Source organism: Actibacterium sp. XHP0104 (genome assembly GCF_025751515.1).
Lineage (GTDB): Bacteria > Pseudomonadota > Alphaproteobacteria > Rhodobacterales > Rhodobacteraceae > Actibacterium_D.
Map to the genome: position 1 here is coordinate 94700 of NZ_JAOWLE010000007.1, position 16706 is coordinate 111405.

Sequence of the window (16706 nt, forward strand, 5' to 3'; positions counted from 1 at the left end):
TCATTCCTTCCAGCTGGCCAGCGCGTTCACCGCCGCCACCGTGATGGCCGAGCCGCCGAGGCGCCCCTGCACGATCATCGAGGGCACGGGCAGTTCCTGCATCAGCGCGTCTTTGGATTCGGCCGCACCGACAAAGCCCACCGGGCAGCCGATGATGGCCGCCGGGCGCGGGCAGGCGGGGTCATCCAGCATGTTCATCAGGTGAAACAGCGCCGTGGGCGCGTTGCCGATCGCCACCACCGCGCCGTCCAGATGGGGGCGCCACAGCTCGATCGCGGCGGCCGAGCGGGTGTTGCCCATCTGGCGCGCCATCTCGGGCACGCAGGCGTCGTGCAGGGTGCAGATCACCGGGTTGTCGGCGGGCAGGCGCGGGCGGGTGATGCCCTCGGACACCATGCGCGCGTCGCACAGGATTGGCGCACCGGCGGCCAGCGCAGCGCGGGCGGCGCGGGCCATGCCGGGTGAAAAGCGCACGTCGCGTTCCAGCCCGACCAGCCCCGCGGCATGGATCATGCGAACGACGACCGGTTCCTCGTCACGGTCGAACCGCGACAGCGCGGCCTCGGCCCGGATGGTGGCAAAGCTTTCGGCATAGATGCGGGCGCCGTCGGTTTCATAGATATGGGGCATTCACGGCCTCTTGGTCAGACTGTCGAACAGGGATGGCAGATCGCCGGCGTTTAGGCCGGTCACGGCGGGCGGGGCGGCGGCGGTGCCGTCGCGGATCAGGTCAAAAAGGTCTGGGCCGCGCGCGACCAGTACCAGCGGCGCGGGGCCGGGATGGGCACAGCCCTTGGCGCAGCCCGAGACATGCAGCATCTCGTGCGGCGCCAATCGCGGGGCGAGGGTGGCGGCCACCGCGCGGGTGTCGGACAGTCCCTGCGGGCAACCGGGCGCTCCGGTGCAGGCGGTGACGCGCCGCAGCGGATCGTCGGGCCGGGTGATCAGGTCGTCTGCCCCAGCCAGATCGGTGGCGGAAAGGCCGCGCAGGAACAGCATGCGAAACGGGGTCACGGCCATATCGCCCGGCGCGCGTTCCGCCAACCAGCCCAGACGCGCGGCGGGCAGCTGGCCGAATACGGCGGTGATGCAGAGCCCGCCCGCCCATGGGCCGGGTGTGGCGGTCGGTGCGGCGGGGGCGGGTAGCACATCGCCCGGCCAGCCCGGTGGCAGGGTGGCACCGTCTTGCAGGTGGCGGCGCATTCGGCCCCGGCCATCCGGCCCCACGCCGCCTGAGGCGATGAACCAGCGCGCCAGATCCAGCGCCATCTCGACCCCCTGCGCGGGGTCGGCGGCGGCGCGGCCCGTGTCGGCCCCGTCGGGGCGTACGATCAGCCCGGTCGTGCCGGTTTCGATGCGGATATCACCGATCGCCCGCGCCAGGTCGCGCCGGTCGGGGGGCGCGTCGATGACAAAGCCGAACTTGCCGGGCAGCGCGGCCAGGTCATCGCCGGCCAGCCCCCGGATCAGGGCGGTGGCCATGGCGTCTTGCCACGCGGCGTCATCGCCGGTGCAGAACGGGTTGAGGATGATGTTGCGGCGCGCCTCGATCTGGGGGCTGTCATCGATCAGCCCCTGCGCGCGCAGGGCCTCGGTCAGCCCGGCCAGCGCGGTATCGGCCACGCCCCGGATTTGCAGATTGGCGCGGGTGGTCAGCTCGATCATGCCGGTTCCATGGGTCTGGGCCAGCTCGGCCAGCGCGCGGGCCTGGCCCCGCGACAGCCGCCCCAGCGGCGGGCGCACCCGCACCACCAGCCCGTCGCCCGAGCGCATCGGACGCAACGCGCCGGGGCAGCGGCCATGGATCACCGGCGCGCTCATTCCAGACCCTCCATCGCGGCGGCGATCGAGTTGCGCCGCGTGTCCCACAGCCCGGCCTCGCGCAGGGCGGCAAAGCGCGCGCGCATCGCCGCCAGCGCGCCGGGATTGGCGTCCTGCATGAAATCGACCAGATCGGCGCGGCCCAGCGTGGCCTCGAAGTAAAGATCGAACAGATGCGCCGGCACAACGCCCGCCAGATGGGCGAAGGCGGCCATGTGATCCAGCGTGGCGGCAATCTCGGCGGCGCCGCGAAAGCCGTGCCGCATCATGCCGGTGGCCCAGTTGGGATTGGCGGCGCGGGCGCGGGTGACGCGGGCGATTTCCTCGCCCAGATCGCGGGCGCGCGGGGCATCGGGGCGGGTGGCGTCGAGGTGGTAGAGCGCCGGGCGCGGCGCCCCCAGCCGGGCCATTGCGGCGGCAAACCCGGCCTCGTGCGCGGCATAGTCCGAGGCCATCAATAGGTCGGTTTCGGGCAGGTCTTGCAGATGCACGAAACTGTCGGCCTCGCGCAGGCGGGTTTCCAGCGCGGCGCGGGCCGGGCGGATCGCGCCCTGCGCGTCGATCGCGTGCGACGAGGCGGCCAGCCAGGCCTCGCCCGCCGCCGCGCGCGCGGCATCGGTATAGTCATCCAGCGCCGCGCCCATGTTCAGGCCATAGAGGCCGGGCTTGGGGCCAAAGACCCGCGGTGCGGTCCGCAGGTAGGGGTTGTCGGCGGCGTCCTCGTCGCGGCCCGACAGCGCGGCGGCGGCGGTTTCGAACATCTGCGCCAGCCCCGGAAACACGTCGCGAAACAGGCCCGAGACCCGCAGCGTTACGTCGATGCGCGGCCGGTTCAGCAGGGCCAGCGGGATCACCTCGAACCCGCTGACGCGTTCCGATCCGTCGTCCCATTTCGGCGCCAGCCCTGCCAGGTGCAGCGCCATGGCGAATTCCTCGCCCGCTGTGCGCATGGTGGCGCTGCCCCACAGGTCGATCACCAGCCCGCGCGGCCAGTCGCCGTGGTCTTGCAAATGGCGGCGCAGCAGTTCCTCGGCCAGTTTCACGCCCTGCGCATGGGCCGCGCGCGAGGGCACGGCGCGCGGATCGGTGGTGTAAAGGTTGCGCCCGGTGGGCCGCACGTCGTCGCGCCCGCGATGGGGTGACCCCGATGGCCCCGGCGCGACCATGCGGCCCGTCAACGCGGCCTCTAGCCCGGCCCGTTCCTGCGCGCCGTGATCGCCCAGGCCAAAGATATGCAGGCCCTCGCCATACTGGCTTTCCTTGATGTCGCAGACAAAGCTGTCGATGCGGGTGATGGCCTCGGCGGGGCTGGTATCGGCGGTCAGGCCCAGGTCGGTCTCGACGCCGGTGCCGCGAGCCTCGGCGCGGATGTCAGAGATCAGCCGGTCGCGCCGGGCCGGGTCCAGCCCGTCGGCGGTGGAGTATTCGTCGAGCAGCTGTTCCAGCCGGCCCAGCCCCTGCGGCAGGGTGGTCTGGGCCAGCGGCGGAGGCATATGGCCGATGGTCACCGCGCCGATCCGGCGCTTGGCCTGAGCGGCCTCGCCGGGGTCGTTGACGATGAACGGATAGATCACCGGCAGCGCGCCGGTCAGCGCCTCGGGCCAGCAGTCATCCGACAGGGCCACGGCCTTGCCCGGCAGCCATTCCAGCGTGCCATGCGCGCCGATATGGATCAGCGCGTCGGCCTGCGCGCGCAGCCAAAGGTAAAACGCCACGTAGGAATGGCAGGGCGTGCGCGACAGGTCGTGATAGTCGTCGGCGCGGGTGTCGATCTGGCCGCGCTCGGGTTGCAGGGCGATCAGGGTGTTGCCGCTGTGCAGGGCGGCAAAGCGGAAGGTGTTGCCGTCGCATATCGGGTCATTGGCCGGGTCGCCCCAGGCGCGGGTCAGGTCATCGCGCAGCCCCTTTGGCAGGGTGGCCAGCGCGGCGCGATAGTCGTCCAGCGGCCAGTGCAGGGTGTCATGGCCAAGGCGCGCGGCGGTGTCGTCGGTGGCGGGCGCGTTCAGCCCCATCGCGCGCAGCTGGCCCAGGATCGCGTCGCAAGAGGCCGGCGCATCCAACCCCACCGCATGGGCCAGCTGATGCGCCTTGCCCGGATAGGTCGACAGCACCAGCGCCACGCGTTTCTGGGCGGCGGGCAGGGCGCGCAGCCGGTTCCAGGCCGCCACGCGGTCGGCGATGGCGTCAACGCGCACCGGGTCGGCGCGATGGGCAAAGCGGGCATATTCCAGATCGGGGTCGCGCTTTTCGGGCTGTTTGAAACTGGCCACCCCGGCAAAGACGCGGCCATCAACCTCGGGCAGAACCACATGCATGGCCAGATCGGCGGGCGAGAGGCCGCGCTCGGCCATGGCCCAGTCCTTGCGCCGCGCGGTCGACAGGGCGACCTGAAACACCGGGCATCCTGCGGCATCCAGCGGCGAGGCCGCGCCATCGGCGCCACGGGCGGAAAAGGCGGTGGCGTTGACGATGGCGGCGGGCGTCAGGCGGGCAATGCGGTCGCGCAGCCAGTCGGCGGTGCCGGGCGCCTTGAGGCTGGTGGCAAAGATGCCGTGGGCGTCGAACCCGCGTGCCCGCAGGGCGGTGATCAGTGCATCAATCGGGCCGGTATCGGCCGAGGTCAGGTATGACCGGTAAAAGCTGACCAGCGCGAAGGGCGCCGCGCCGGGCGTGGGCTCGGGCACCACGCCATGCGTGGGGTCATAGAATCCGGCCTCGGGCACGGTCTTGTCGCCGCGCACCGGCCCGGCATAAAGCCCCGCCGCCAGCGCCAGCTGTGCCAGCGCCGCCTGTGCCGCCACCGCGCCGCCCGCATCGCACAGCACCTGCAACCGCCGCAGGGTTGAAACCGGCAGGGTCGAGACCTGATCAAGCCGGGGATCGGGCCGCCCGTCGGCGGGCAGCACCGCCAGCGCGATGCCGCGGCGCCGGGCCATGTCTTGCAGGGTGGCCAGGCCGTAGGGCCAATAGCTTTCGCCGCCGATCAGCCGCACCAGGATGCCCTTGGCCCCGGTCAGGGTCTGCTCGGCATAGGTGTCGACCGACAGCGGATGTTTCAGCGCCACCAGATTGGCCAGCCGCAGCGAGGGCAGCCCGCCGCCCGCACGCCGCCAACCCGCCGCAAAGGCCCCCAGGTCGGAATCGGAAAACGACAGCACCACCAGATCCGCGGGCGTCTGCCCCAGATCGCGCGGCGTGTCGGTTTCCTCTAACCCGTGGCTTTCGCGAAAGACGACGTGCATCTGGCGTCAGACCCCCAGCGCGGCGTGAATGGCGGCGCGGTCGATGTGGTCGTGCTCGGCGATGACGACCAGCTGCGAGCGGCGGGGCAGGTCGCCCCAGGGCCGGTCATACTGGGCGCGCAGGCGGTCGCCCACGGCCTGAACCAGCATCCGCATCGGCTTGCCCGCGACGGCGACATAGCCCTTGACCCGCAGGATGTTCAGATCGCGCGCCATGGCGATGATCGCCTGTTGCAGCGCGTCGGGGTCGGCGACTTCGCCCAGCTCGACGGTGAGGCTGTCGAAATCGTCATGCTCGTGATCGTGGTGGCCGTCATGATGGCTGGGCCGGGCATCAAGGTCATCCTCGGCGGCGGCATTCAGCCCCAGGATGACACGCGGGTCGATCACGCCCTCGGTCATCGGCAGAATGGGCAGCTTGCGCGGGCTTTCGGCCTCGATCACGGCGCGGGCCTTGGCAAGGCCCGCGTCGCCGGCCAGATCGGCCTTGGACAAGAGAACGATATCGGCACAGGCGATCTGATCCTCGAAGACCTCGGACAGGGGCGTTTCATGGTCAAGGCTGTCATCGGCCTGGCGCTGCGCCTCGACGGCGGCGGGATCGGGGGCAAAGAGGCCATTGGCCACGGCCTCGGCATCGGCCAGGGCAATCACACCGTCCACGGTGATGCGCGACCGGATCGCGGGCCAGTCAAAGGCCTTGAGCAGCGGCTTGGGCAGGGCAAGGCCCGAGGTCTCGATCAGGATGTGCTCGGGCGTTTCGGGCAGGGCCATAAGCGCCTCGATCGTGGGGATGAAATCATCGGCCACGGTGCAGCAGATACAGCCGTTGGCCAGCTCGACGATGTTCTCGGCCGGGCAATCGGGTACGGCGCAGGATTTCAGGATGTCGCCATCCACGCCGGCGGTACCGAATTCATTGACCAGCACCGCCAGGCGCTTGCCCTGCGGGTTCTGCATCAGGTGGCGGATCAGCGTGGTCTTGCCCGCGCCCAGAAAGCCGGTGATGACGGTGACGGGAATTTTCGACAGGTCGGACATGGTTACTCCTGCGGGGGGACGCGTGCGATGGATTGCTTGCGGAAAACGGTGGGGCGCTCGCGCCAGGGCACCAGCCCGTCATCGGTGGCGGCATAGGCGGTGACGCCGGCGACGATGTCGTCGACATGCTGGGCAGGGTCGAGATCGCCATACACGTAGGTCCAGCGGGCAGGGCCGCCGCTGAGCGCGATCGAGCAGCCGCGCGAACAGGCCGACAGGCATTCGACCGGTTGCAGCGTGACGCCCTCGGGCAGCGCGCGACCTTCGAGCGCCTGCAGCAGGCGGGTGCCGGGGCGCGGTTCATCCGTGCCGGGTTCGCTGCCGCCAATACTGCGGCAGGTGGTGCAAACGGTCAGTGTGACGGTGGCCATGCAACCCATCCATATCCATGGGCTGCGGGGGGAAAGGGCCAAGAGGGGCGCACGGTTTCAGGCGCCTCCCGAAGCCGGCCGCGAAACACCCCGTTCGCCCGAAACAACAAAGTTACTGGCAGGTCTCCCGGCTTGCGGATCTCGGGGCGTGGGGCCCCGGCAACCCTCCCGCCTTCCCGGCTGGCGCCAGTGGCATTGGGGGGTCTCTCCGGTCACGGTCGCGGGGGCGGCTGCGCTTTAGCCGATGGCCTATCGCATTCCCTCTTCGCCTGTCATAGACAGGAACCAGTGCGCTCAACTGAGGCATCGCCCCCTGTCTTGTCAAGCGAAGGATCGCCCCGATGACCGATACACCCGTCGCCGATGATGCCCGCCACGCCCAGAAAATGGCGAAGAAAAAGGCCGCTCGCGATAAGATCATGGCCTCGAAAGAGGGCGAAAAAGGGCTGGTGATCGTCCATACCGGGCCGGGCAAGGGCAAGTCGTCCTCGGGCTTTGGGATGATTCTGCGCTGCATCGCGCATGAGATGCCCTGTGCCGTGGTGCAGTTCATCAAGGGTGCCTGGCAGACCGGCGAACGCACGCTGATCGAGACCCATTTCGCCGATCTGTGCCAGTTTCATGCGATGGGCGAGGGGTTCACCTGGGAAACCCAAGACCGCGCACGTGATATCGCGATGGCGGAAAAGGGCTGGGCCAAGGCCAAGGAACTGATCCGCGACCCCGGCATCCGGATGGTGCTGCTGGACGAGATCAATATCGCGCTGCGCTACGATTATCTGGACGTGAACGAGGTGGTGCGCTTTCTGTCCGAGGAAAAGCCGCCGATGACCCATGTCGTGCTGACCGGCCGGAACGCCAAGCCCGAGCTGATCGAACTCGCCGATCTGGTGACCGAGATGACACTGGTCAAGCACCCCTTCCGGTCGGGCATCAAGGGCCAGCCGGGCGTCGAGTTCTGAGCAAAGGGGGCGCTGCCCCCTCGCGGCCCCAGGGGGCCGCTTACCCCCGAGGTATTTTAGCCAAGATGAAAGCAACGGAATCTTAACCATGCACGTGGAAACTGGTGTCGCGGTACAGGGAGAGGTCCCGATGACCGCCCAAGGTGAAAGCGCCGCGTTCCTCCCGCTATCGCGGCGGCCTGGGGCGCGGCGCCGATGTGCCTGGTCTTTCATATTGGCGAAAAATACCTCCGCCGGAGGCTCCCGCAGGTGCAATCGCCGTGCGACAGGGAGGGAGTGATGCCGGCGTTGATGATCCAGGGAGCGGGCTCGAATGTAGGCAAGTCGTTGCTGGTGGCCGGGTTGTGCCGTGCCGCGCGGCGGCGGGGGCTGTCGGTGGCGCCGTTCAAGCCGCAGAATATGTCGAACAATGCCGCCGTGACAGGGGATGGCGGCGAGATCGGGCGGGCGCAGGCGTTGCAGGCGCTGGCCTGCGGGTTGGAGCCGCATACCGATATGAACCCGGTTCTGTTGAAGCCCGAGAGCGATACGGGGGCACAGGTCGTGGTGCAGGGCAAGGTTCTGACCACGACGCGGGCGCGGGATTATGCGCGCCTCAAACCCCAGCTGCTGGGCCGGGTGCTAGAGAGTTTTCATCGCTTGCAGGCCGCGCATGACCTGGTGATCGTCGAGGGAGCGGGCAGCCCGGCCGAGGTGAACCTGCGGTCGGGGGATATCGCGAATATGGGCTTTGCCTGTGCCGCCGGTGTGCCAGTCGTGTTGGCGGGTGATATCGACCGGGGCGGGGTGATAGCTCAGATGGTTGGTACGCAAGCCGTGCTGGACCCGTCCGACAATGCGCAGATTGCCGGGTTCGTGATCAACAAGTTTCGCGGGGATGTAAGCCTCTTTGAGGATGGCTATGCGCTGATTGCGCAGCGGACGGGCTGGCCTGGTTTTGGCGTGCTGCCGTTTTTCGCTGACGCGAACCGGTTGCCGGCCGAGGATGCGCTGGATTTGCCGCGGCGGTCGCGGGGAGAGGGCTTTCGCGTGGCCTGTCTGGCGCTGTCGCGGATCGCGAATTTCGATGATCTGGATCCGCTGGCGCAAGAGCCGGGTGTTGATCTGACGCTGGTGGCGCCGGGCGAGCCCATTCCGGGCGACGCCGATCTGGTGATCCTGCCGGGCAGCAAGTCGACGCGCGGTGATCTGGCATTTCTGCGGGCGCAGGGCTGGGACGTGGATCTGGCGGCGCATGTGCGAAGGGGCGGGCATGTGCTGGGCATTTGCGGCGGTTACCAGATGCTGGGCCATGCGATCCGCGACCCGGACGGGCTGGAAGGGGCGGCGGGGGATACGCCGGGGCTGGGCTTGCTTGATGTCGAGACTGAGATGCGCGCCGACAAACGGCTGACCCGCGTGACGGCGGTGCATGCCGCGACGGGTGTGCCGATGCAGGGCTATGAGATCCACATCGGTCGCACCGATGGTCCGGCCCGTGCGCGGCCTTTCGCGCATGTCGATGGCCAGCCCGAGGGGGCCGTGTCACCCGACGGGCGGATCATGGGCAGCTATCTGCACGGGTTGTTCGCCGATGATGCGTTCCGCGCGGCATTCCTGCGCGGGCTGGGCGTCGAGGCCGGGCCGGTGCGCTATGGCGCGGTCGTCGAGCAGACGCTGGATGCGCTGGCCGATCACATGGAGACCCATCTGGACGTCGCGGGCCTGTTGGCGCTGGCGCGTTAGCTCAGCGCCTGTGCGATGCGGGTCCATTCGGGCTTGGGGCCGGGCAGGCCAAGGCGGATCAGGTGGTCGGACCAGGGAAAGGTGCGGGTCCAGATATGGGCGCGGGCCAGGCGGGTTTGGGCCTCTTCGGCGTTTGGGGTGTGATAGAGGCGAAAGAGCTCGGTGCCGCCGATCAGCGCCCACCCCGCGCGAAGGGCGATGTTGTCAAGGCGGGCGGCCTCGGCGCGCAGGCGGCTGGTGGTGGTGGTGGCCCAGTTGCGATCGGCCAGCGCGCGTTGCCCGATTTCGACCGCCGCCCCGCAGATCGGCCAGGGCCCGGCCAGTTCGGCCATGGGCGCGATGTCGTCGGGGTGACCCAGGGCAAAGCCCAGCCGCAGCCCGGCCAGCCCATAGAACTTGCCAAAGGATCGCAGCACGAACAGGCCGCGCCGGGTGCCGGCATGGGGCGCGACCGAGAGGTCGGGGCGGGGGTCGGCAAAGCTTTCATCGACGATCAGCGTGCCTACCTGACCGGCCAGTGCCAGCAGGTCGGCAGGGGTGGTTTCGCGGCCGTCGGGGTTGTTGGGGTTGACGATCACCGCCAGGTCGGCGCCCGGCAGATCGCTGACCGCCGCGACCTCGGTCACCTGCCAGCCGGCGGCGCGCAGGCTGGCGGCATGTTCGTTGTAGGTGGGCGCCAGCACCCGGGCCTGTCCGGGCGGCAACAGGCGCGGGATCATCTGGATCGCGGCCTGCGCGCCGGGCAGCGGCAGAATGGCGGCGGGGCTGTCATAGGCCCGCGCGGCGGCGTTGCTGAGCGCGGCCATGTCGGCCCGTGTGGGCAGGGCGCGCCAGGCGTGATCGGGCAGTGCGGGCACCGGGTAGGGCGCCCGGTTGATGCCGGTCGACAGGTCGATCCAGTCGGCGGGGTCTCCGCCGAACTGCTGCATGGCTTTGTCGATATTCCCGCCGTGATCGCGCATGGCCCGCCCCCTTTAGGTCAGCGCCCATAGCCCAAGCACCGCCGCCAGCGCAACCAGCATCCGCAGGTAAAGCCGCAGCCCGCGCCGCAGGTCGGCGGGGCCGGGATCGGGGGCGTCGGCATTCACCCAGGGCTCAGGCGAGACCCGGTCGCCATAGCTGCGCGGCCCCGACAGGCGCAGGTGCAGGGCGCCGGCCATTGCGGCCTCGGGCCAGCCGGCATTGGGCGATCGGTGGTGGCGCGCGTCGCGCAGGATCGACCGCAACGCGGTCAGCGGGCGGGGCGAGGCCAGCGCGAACAGCAGCCCCGTCAGCCGCGCCGGGATCAGGTTGACCGCGTCGTCGATCCGCGCCGCGGCCTTGCCGAAATATTCATACCGGTCGGACCGGTGACCGATCATCGAATCCAGCGTGTTGATCGCCTTGTAGGCCGCGATGCCCGGCAGGCCGGCAACCGCCCCCCAGAACAGCGGCGCCACAATCCCGTCCGAGCTGTTCTCGGCCAGGCTTTCCAGCGCGGCACGGGCCACCCCGGCCTGATCCAGCGCGGCCGGGTCGCGCCCGACGATCATCGACACCGCCTGTCGCGCGCCGGGCAGGTCGCCCGCGCCAAGGGGGCGGGCCACGTCGGCCACGTGGGTATACATCGACCGCGCCGCGACCAACGGCCAGGCCAGCAGCCCGGTCAGGATTGTGCCCGGCCAGCCGCCGGGCAACAGCGTCATCAGCACCAGCCCCGTGCCCGAGGCAGCCGCGATCACCGTCAGGCTGGCGGTCAGCCCGGCGCCGAACTGCTGGGCGGGGCTGTCATCGGGGTGGTTGTTGCGGGCCTCAAGCCGCGCGATCAGCGCGCCAAGCCAGGTCACCGGGTGGCCGATGTGCGCATAAAGCGGCGCGGGCCAGCCGATCAGCGCATCCAGCGCCAGGGCGATGATCATCGCGGCGGGCCAGTTCATCGCGCGCCTCCCGCGTCGAATTGCAGGAGGCGGGTGAAACCGGCCTCGCGCAGTTGATTGCGGCCATGGGGTGGCACGGCGCCGGGCGCAAAGATCAGCCCGCGCGCCGATCCGGTATGGGCCATGACCCATCCCAGTGCGCTAAGGCTGCGGGCCAGGTCTGCGGTCGGGTCATTGCCGGGGCCGCGCAGGGCGATGTTGCGTCGGGCCGATTGGCTGGCCAGCGCGGCTAGGCGGGGCAGGTTCGCGTCCTGCGCCGCCGCGTGCCAGTTGGGCAGCAGGTCGGCGATATCGGCGAAATCGGCGTCTGTCGGATCGGTGCGGTGGGCGGGGCCGTGGAATCCGCCCAGCACTGTGAACCGGGGCAGGGGCGGCAGGGTGCCAAGCACCTGCGCGCGGCGTGAGGCCCAGAGCAGCCGCTCGGGGCAGGGGAACATCAGCGGGTCGGTCGCGCCCTCGATCGTTAGGCAGGCGCGGGCCAGTGTCTGGGCGTCGATGCCCGGTGCCGCCGCGCGGGCCAGTGCCACCAGCGCCGCCGTCGAGGCCCCCGCGCCGCCACCGGGCGGCATATCGGCGTGCAGCACGAACCGGCCGCGAGGCGGCGCGCCGATCAGGTCGAACAACCGCCGCAGATCGGACGGGCCGATCAGCCGGGGCCGGGCCAGCAGGGACAGGCCGCGCGCCGGTCGCGCGCTGACCCGCATCGCCAGTTCCGGGCAGGGCAGCGAGATCAGCGCCACCGGCCCATGCGGCCCCATGCGGCCCTGGATCAGCTCTCCGAAATGGCCGTTGATCCGCAGATGTGATGCGCGCGGGGCAATCACCCAGAGACCTCGCGGATGACGAACCCGTCGCCGGGCAAAAAGGTGATCCGGGTCAGCGACAGCGGCGCGATCTCAAAGCTTAGCGCGCCGGGGACGGTGCCGGTCGCCATGGCCAACGCGGCGCGGATGGTGCCGGCATGGGCGACCACGGCGATGTCGCCGCCGGTGGCTAGGGCACGCAGCGCGGGGATGGTGCGAGCGCAGAGATCGGCAAAGCTTTCGCCGCCGGGCGGGCAATGCGTGGCCAGGGCCTCGCGGGTCATCGGGCCAAGGTCGGGCAGGGAATCATAGGGCTGGTCTTCCCAGGCGCCCAGGTCCTGTTCCCATAGCGCGGGCAGGGTCTCGGGCACGCGGTCGGGCCAGATTCTCGCGGCGGTTTGCAGGCAGCGCAGGGCCGGGCTGGCGACGATCCGATCGGGGGCGGGCAGGCGGTCGCGCAGGGCCGTAAACGTCCTTGAATCGCTGCAATCGGCGGGCAGATCGCGCCGCCCATAGGCGCGCCCGTCGCCCATCACCGGGGCATGCCGGATCAGCATCAGATTGGTCGTCGTGGTGTCCGGCATCGGTGACAAGCCCCTTTCCATCGACGCCCATATCTGCTTTTTCGTCGCGCCATGAGCAAGACGATACTGATCACCGGGGGTGCCCGTTCGGGCAAAAGCGCGCTGGCCGAGGCCCGTGTTCTGGCGCTGGGATCGCCCGCGATCTATGTCGCGACCGCGCAGGTTTTGGATGCTGAAATGGCCGATCGTGTCGCCACCCATCAGGCGCGCCGGGGCCCGGAATGGCAGGTGGTGCAAGAGCATTTGAACTTAGTTCAAACTTTGCGCGAAACCGATGGCGGCGGGCCTCGGTTGGTTGATTGCCTGACGCTGTGGCTGACCAACCTGATGCTGGCCGAACGCGACTGGCGGGCCGAGATCGACGTGTTGATCGAGGCGCTGCCCGCGCTGTCTTCTCCGGTGGTTCTGGTCACCAACGAGGTGGGGGCGGGCATCGTGCCCGAGAATGCGCTTGCTCGGGCGTTTCGGGATGCGGCAGGCCTTTTGAATCAAAGGGTTGCGGCGATTTCCGACGAAGTAACACTGGCCGTTTGCGGCCTTCCGCTAAAGGTGAAACCCCATGCTTGATACGCTGCCCCGCTTTGCCAATCTGGCCGAAATTCCGGCGCTTGCAGATGCCTTGCCGACCGTCGATGCCCAGTCAGCCGAGGCCGCGCGCGCCCGGCAGAACGTGTTGACCAAGCCGCCCGGATCGCTGGGCCGGCTGGAAGAACTGGCCGAGTTCATGGCCGGCTGGCGTGGCACCGCGCGGCCACAAATCGACACCGCGCAGGCGCTGGTTTTCGCGGGCAATCACGGCATCTGTGCGCAGGGTGTGAACCCCTATCCGCAAGAGGTCACCGCCCAGATGGTGGCGAACTTTCAGGCTGGCGGGGCGGCGATCAACCAGCTGTGCCGCGCCAACGGGGCAGAGCTGTCGGTGGTGCCGTTGAACCTTGCATCGCCCACCGCCGATTTCACCCAGGGCCCCGCGATGACTGAGGCCGAGACGATCGAGGCGATGAATATCGGCGCCGAGTCGGTCGACACCTCGGCCGATGTTCTGATCGTGGGCGAGATGGGCATTGGCAATTCGACGGTTGCCGCCGCGCTGGCCGCTGCCGTGTTCGGGGGTGATGTTGCGGCCTGGGTCGGACCGGGCACCGGATCTGATACGGAGGGGCTGGCGCGCAAGATCGACGCGATCACGCGCGGGTTGGCGCGGCATGCGGACAGCTCGGGCATGACGGTTCTGGCAGCGCTGGGCGGGCGCGAGCAGGCGGCGATCTGTGGTGCCGTTCTTGCCGCGCGCGCGGCGCGTGTGCCGGTGGTGCTGGATGGGTTCATCTGCACCGCCGCGGTGGCGCCGCTCTATGCTGCCGACCCGCGGCTGCTTGATCACTGCATGGTCGGTCATGTCAGCGCCGAGCCGGGCCATCGCCTGTTGCTGGAGGCGATGGGCAAGCAGGCGATCCTGGCGTTCGACATGCGGCTGGGCGAAGGCTCGGGCGCGGCGCTGGCGCTGGGCATTCTGCGTTCGGCGCTGGCCTGCCACAACGGCATGGCGACCTTTGGCGAGGCCGGGGTGTCCGAGGCATGAGCCTGCGCGCCCGTCTGGCCGAGGCCCAGATCGCGGTCATGTTGCTGACGCGATTGCCTGCCGGGCGGATCCCGGGCACCGCGCCGGGCATGGGCGCCTCTGCCTGGGCTTGGCCGCTGGCGGGGTTTCTGGTCGGCGGGCTGTCGGCGATGGGGTTTGCGGGGGCTGCGGTGCTGGGTCTGCCGGTGATGGTGGCGGCGCTGTTGGCGGTTGCCGTGGCGATGTTGGCCACCGGCGGGATGCACGAAGACGGTCTGGCCGATCTGGCCGATGGCTGCGGCGGCCGTGACCGCGCGCGCAAGCTGGAGATCATGCGTGACAGCCGGATTGGCAGCTATGGCGTGCTGGCGTTGTTAATCGTGGTCGGGCTGCGTGTTGCGGCCATGGCCGAACTGGCGACGCCGCATCTGGTGGTGCCTGCGCTGATCGGGTTGGCGATGGTCAGCCGGGCGGGGCTGGCGCTGTGGCTGGCGGTGCTGCCGCCGGCGCGCGACGACGGTTTGGGCCGGTCGGCGGCGCAGGTGCGCCCGGTCGGGATCGCGGTGGCGCTGATCGCGGGCCTGGCGGGAATGGTCGCGCTGTTGGGCGCGGGCGGTTTGGTGCTGGCGCTGGTGGTGCTGGCGGCGGGGGCCTTGGTCGCGCTGTTCGCGATGCGGCAAATCGGCGGCCAGACCGGCGACGTTCTGGGCGCGATCCAGCAACTCTCTGAGGTGGCAGGCTGGCTGGCGCTGCTGGTGTTGGTCTAGGGGTGCCCCGCGCAGGTTCAGATCGCGGATTGATCAGAATCCTGCCCGGATGACTGATATTTGGGCAGTTTGCGCGCCGATGCTGCAACTGCGAATGCGCCCTCTTTACATTCCCCGCCGCGATGCTCTGGCTGGCGTCATGTCTGGAGCCATGTCCATCATAGTTGTCGAACCCGACCGGGATCGGGCGTTGCAGATCGTCGACAGTCTGCGCGAGGCCGGCGACTATGACATTCACGTCATTGCCGAGGCCACCGGGCTGGCGCGGCAAATCCAGCGGCGCAATCCCGATGTGGTGTTGATCGACCTCGAAAACCCGTCGCGCGATATGCTTGAGGAACTGGCCCTGGCCTCGGGGCCGCAAGAGCGCGCGGTGGCGATGTTTGTCGATCGCTCGGCCGAGGGGCTGTCGGCGGCGGCGATCGAGGCGGGCGTGTCGGCCTATGTGGTCGATGGCATGCAGCCGCAGCGGATCAAGCCGATCCTGGATGCGGCCATCGCGCGGTTTCGCATGTTTCAACGGATGCGCACGGAACTGGCCGAAACCAAGCGCGCGCTTGAGGAACGCAAGGTCATTGATCGCGCCAAGGGCATGTTGATGAAGGCGCGCGGCATCGGCGAGGACGAGGCCTATGCCCTGTTGCGGCGCACCGCGATGGATACCGGCAAGCGCGTGCCAGAGGTTGCGGCGGCGCTGGTCACGGCGGCGGGGTTGCTGTCATGAAGGCGGCGACGCTGAACGTGGGTTTCATGCCTCTGGTCGATTCCGCCGCGCTGATCGTGGCGCAGGAAATCGGGTTCGCCGCCGAGGAGGGCATCGCGCTGAACCTGCGGCGGGCGCCGTCCTGGTCGTCGCTGCGCGATCTGCTGTGTTTTGGTCATGTCGAGGCGGCGCATATGCTGTCGCCGGTGCCTGTGGCCGCGGCCATGGGGCTGGGCGGTGTGGGCGTGCCGTTGTCGGTGCTGTCAGTGCTGTCGGTGAATGGCAATGTGATCGGGGTCAGCACCGCGCTGGCGCAACGATTGCGCGCGGCGGGGCACGACTTTGATTTTCTTGACGCGGCCAAGGCCGGGCGGGCGCTGATCGCCGAGGCGGGGCGTGGGTTGCGCATCGGCGTGCCGTTTCCGTTTTCGATGCATTCCGAGCTGTTGTTCTATTGGCTGACGGCCCTGGGTCTGCCGGCGCCGCAGGGTGTCGAGATCCGCACCGTGCCGCCGCCGCTGATGGCCGAGGCGATCAAGGCGGGCGAGATCGACGCCTTTTGCGTGGGCGAGCCGTGGGGGTCGAAGGCGGTTGAAAACGGCGACGGGCATCTGTTGTTGCCGGGCGCTGCGATCTGGGCTTTTGCGCCGGAAAAGGTATTGGCGGTGCGGTCGGACTGGGCCGAGGCCGAGGCAGAGCTGCGCGATCGCCTGATCCGGGCGGTCTGGCGCGCGGGGCGGTGGCTGGCCCAGCCGTCATCGCTGACCCTTGCGGCCGAGTTGCTCAGCCGACCGGCCTATCTGGATCTTGCCCCCGAAATCATCGAGCGCGCGCTGACCGGGCGGCTGGTGATTTCCCCCGAGGGCGAAGAGCGCGAGGTGCCCCGGTTTTTGGAATTTCACGCCGGGGCCGCCAGTTTCCCGTGGCGCAGCCAGGCCGAATGGATCGGGGCGCAACTGGCCGCGCGCACCGGGCTGGACCGGGCCGCCGCCGCGCGGCTGGCGCGCGATACGTTCCGCAGCGATCTGCACCGCGCCGCACTGGCGCCGATCGGGGCCGATCTGCCGGGGGCCTCCAGCAAGGTCGAGGGCGCGCTGGACATGGATCTGGCCGTGCCATCGGAATCAGGGCGGCTGTTTCTGTGCCGTGATGCGTTCTTTGATGGCCGAGTCTTTGAGCCTTGTGCCGGGTGATGCACAAAGAATGTGCAAGC

The 16706-nt window shown here is 69.4% G+C and carries 16 protein-coding genes and 1 riboswitch; of the genes, 7 read left to right on the top strand and 9 right to left on the bottom strand.

Annotated elements, in window-relative coordinates:
* Genes OE856_RS11835 through OE856_RS11855 form a run of 5 tightly spaced genes read right to left on the bottom strand, consistent with a single transcriptional unit; the run spans position 1 to position 6475 of the window.
* Entirely contained in the window at positions 1-630 is a 630-nt protein-coding gene (locus OE856_RS11835; RefSeq protein ID WP_263716336.1) for a precorrin-8X methylmutase, read from the bottom strand.
* On the bottom strand, positions 631-1821 hold the full coding sequence (locus tag OE856_RS11840) for a precorrin-3B synthase (RefSeq protein ID WP_263716337.1): 1191 nt from the start codon (positions 1819-1821) through the stop codon (positions 631-633).
* On the bottom strand, positions 1818-5063 hold the full coding sequence (gene cobN / locus OE856_RS11845) for a cobaltochelatase subunit CobN (RefSeq protein ID WP_263716338.1): 3246 nt from the start codon (positions 5061-5063) through the stop codon (positions 1818-1820). Before cobN ends, OE856_RS11840 begins: the two co-directional genes overlap by 4 nt.
* A gap of 6 nt (positions 5064-5069) precedes the next feature.
* Complete coding sequence (cobW, locus tag OE856_RS11850; RefSeq protein ID WP_263716339.1) at positions 5070-6104, bottom strand: cobalamin biosynthesis protein CobW; 1035 nt, start codon at positions 6102-6104, stop codon at positions 5070-5072.
* A gap of 2 nt (positions 6105-6106) precedes the next feature.
* Complete coding sequence (locus OE856_RS11855) at positions 6107-6475, bottom strand: DUF1636 domain-containing protein (protein ID WP_263716340.1); 369 nt, start codon at positions 6473-6475, stop codon at positions 6107-6109.
* 99 nt (positions 6476-6574) lie between these two features.
* A riboswitch (cobalamin riboswitch) is annotated at positions 6575-6780 on the bottom strand.
* A gap of 36 nt (positions 6781-6816) precedes the next feature.
* On the opposite strand from OE856_RS11855, the gene cobO reads away from it, so the two are divergent.
* Positions 6817-7437, top strand: coding sequence for a cob(I)yrinic acid a,c-diamide adenosyltransferase (gene cobO, locus OE856_RS11860; RefSeq protein WP_263716341.1), 621 nt, complete (start codon positions 6817-6819; stop codon positions 7435-7437).
* Between the two features lie 279 nt (positions 7438-7716).
* Positions 7717-9162, top strand: a complete 1446-nt coding sequence (locus OE856_RS11865; protein ID WP_263716342.1) for a cobyric acid synthase — start codon at positions 7717-7719, stop codon at positions 9160-9162.
* Here OE856_RS11865 and cobD read toward each other — a convergent pair.
* Genes cobD through OE856_RS11885 form a run of 4 tightly spaced genes read right to left on the bottom strand, consistent with a single transcriptional unit; the run spans position 9159 to position 12465 of the window.
* Entirely contained in the window at positions 9159-10124 is a 966-nt protein-coding gene (gene cobD / locus OE856_RS11870; protein WP_263716343.1) for a threonine-phosphate decarboxylase CobD, read from the bottom strand. The genes OE856_RS11865 and cobD overlap by 4 nt on opposite strands.
* 12 nt (positions 10125-10136) lie before the next feature.
* Complete coding sequence (gene cbiB, locus OE856_RS11875) at positions 10137-11078, bottom strand: adenosylcobinamide-phosphate synthase CbiB (protein WP_263716344.1); 942 nt, start codon at positions 11076-11078, stop codon at positions 10137-10139.
* A complete protein-coding gene (locus OE856_RS11880) occupies positions 11075-11902 on the bottom strand; it encodes a propanediol utilization protein (protein WP_263716345.1) in 828 nt (275 codons plus the stop codon). The genes cbiB and OE856_RS11880 overlap by 4 nt, the downstream gene beginning before the upstream one ends.
* Positions 11899-12465: a histidine phosphatase family protein gene (locus tag OE856_RS11885; RefSeq protein ID WP_263716346.1), complete on the bottom strand. Its 567-nt coding sequence runs from the start codon at positions 12463-12465 to the stop codon at positions 11899-11901. The genes OE856_RS11880 and OE856_RS11885 overlap by 4 nt, the downstream gene beginning before the upstream one ends.
* A 51-nt stretch (positions 12466-12516) precedes the next feature.
* On the opposite strand from OE856_RS11885, the gene cobU reads away from it, so the two are divergent.
* The 5 genes from cobU to OE856_RS11910 all read left to right on the top strand — a co-directional run bounded on the left by cobU (position 12517) and on the right by OE856_RS11910 (position 16686).
* Positions 12517-13032, top strand: coding sequence for a bifunctional adenosylcobinamide kinase/adenosylcobinamide-phosphate guanylyltransferase (cobU, locus tag OE856_RS11890; RefSeq protein WP_263716347.1), 516 nt, complete (start codon positions 12517-12519; stop codon positions 13030-13032).
* Positions 13025-14044, top strand: coding sequence for a nicotinate-nucleotide--dimethylbenzimidazole phosphoribosyltransferase (gene cobT, locus OE856_RS11895; protein WP_263716348.1), 1020 nt, complete (start codon positions 13025-13027; stop codon positions 14042-14044). Before cobU ends, cobT begins: the two co-directional genes overlap by 8 nt.
* The gene (cobS, locus tag OE856_RS11900) at positions 14041-14790 is read left to right on the top strand and encodes an adenosylcobinamide-GDP ribazoletransferase (protein WP_263716349.1); all 750 of its coding nucleotides are present in this window, start codon (positions 14041-14043) and stop codon (positions 14788-14790) included. The genes cobT and cobS overlap by 4 nt, the downstream gene beginning before the upstream one ends.
* A 139-nt stretch (positions 14791-14929) precedes the next feature.
* Positions 14930-15514: an ANTAR domain-containing response regulator gene (locus tag OE856_RS11905; RefSeq protein WP_263716350.1), complete on the top strand. Its 585-nt coding sequence runs from the start codon at positions 14930-14932 to the stop codon at positions 15512-15514.
* Positions 15511-16686 (top strand): ABC transporter substrate-binding protein, encoded by a 1176-nt coding sequence (locus OE856_RS11910; RefSeq protein WP_263716351.1) that lies wholly within the window; start codon positions 15511-15513, stop codon positions 16684-16686. The genes OE856_RS11905 and OE856_RS11910 overlap by 4 nt, the downstream gene beginning before the upstream one ends.
* Positions 16687-16706: the final 20 nt, after the last annotated feature.

Coding starts and splice junctions, on each gene's coding strand:
- OE856_RS11840 (WP_263716337.1), bottom strand. CDS start 1,821: ATGAGCGCGCCGGTGATCCATGGCCGCTGCCCCGGCGCGTTGCGTCCG.
- cobS (WP_263716349.1), top strand. CDS start 14,041: ATGAGCCTGCGCGCCCGTCTGGCCGAGGCCCAGATCGCGGTCATGTTG.
- cbiB (WP_263716344.1), bottom strand. CDS start 11,078: ATGAACTGGCCCGCCGCGATGATCATCGCCCTGGCGCTGGATGCGCTG.
- cobO (WP_263716341.1), top strand. CDS start 6,817: ATGACCGATACACCCGTCGCCGATGATGCCCGCCACGCCCAGAAAATG.
- OE856_RS11835 (WP_263716336.1), bottom strand. CDS start 630: ATGCCCCATATCTATGAAACCGACGGCGCCCGCATCTATGCCGAAAGC.
- cobW (WP_263716339.1), bottom strand. CDS start 6,104: ATGTCCGACCTGTCGAAAATTCCCGTCACCGTCATCACCGGCTTTCTG.
- OE856_RS11905 (WP_263716350.1), top strand. CDS start 14,930: ATGTCTGGAGCCATGTCCATCATAGTTGTCGAACCCGACCGGGATCGG.
- cobU (WP_263716347.1), top strand. CDS start 12,517: ATGAGCAAGACGATACTGATCACCGGGGGTGCCCGTTCGGGCAAAAGC.
- OE856_RS11910 (WP_263716351.1), top strand. CDS start 15,511: ATGAAGGCGGCGACGCTGAACGTGGGTTTCATGCCTCTGGTCGATTCC.
- OE856_RS11855 (WP_263716340.1), bottom strand. CDS start 6,475: ATGGCCACCGTCACACTGACCGTTTGCACCACCTGCCGCAGTATTGGC.
- cobT (WP_263716348.1), top strand. CDS start 13,025: ATGCTTGATACGCTGCCCCGCTTTGCCAATCTGGCCGAAATTCCGGCG.
- cobD (WP_263716343.1), bottom strand. CDS start 10,124: ATGCGCGATCACGGCGGGAATATCGACAAAGCCATGCAGCAGTTCGGC.
- OE856_RS11885 (WP_263716346.1), bottom strand. CDS start 12,465: ATGCCGGACACCACGACGACCAATCTGATGCTGATCCGGCATGCCCCG.
- cobN (WP_263716338.1), bottom strand. CDS start 5,063: ATGCACGTCGTCTTTCGCGAAAGCCACGGGTTAGAGGAAACCGACACG.
- OE856_RS11865 (WP_263716342.1), top strand. CDS start 7,717: ATGCCGGCGTTGATGATCCAGGGAGCGGGCTCGAATGTAGGCAAGTCG.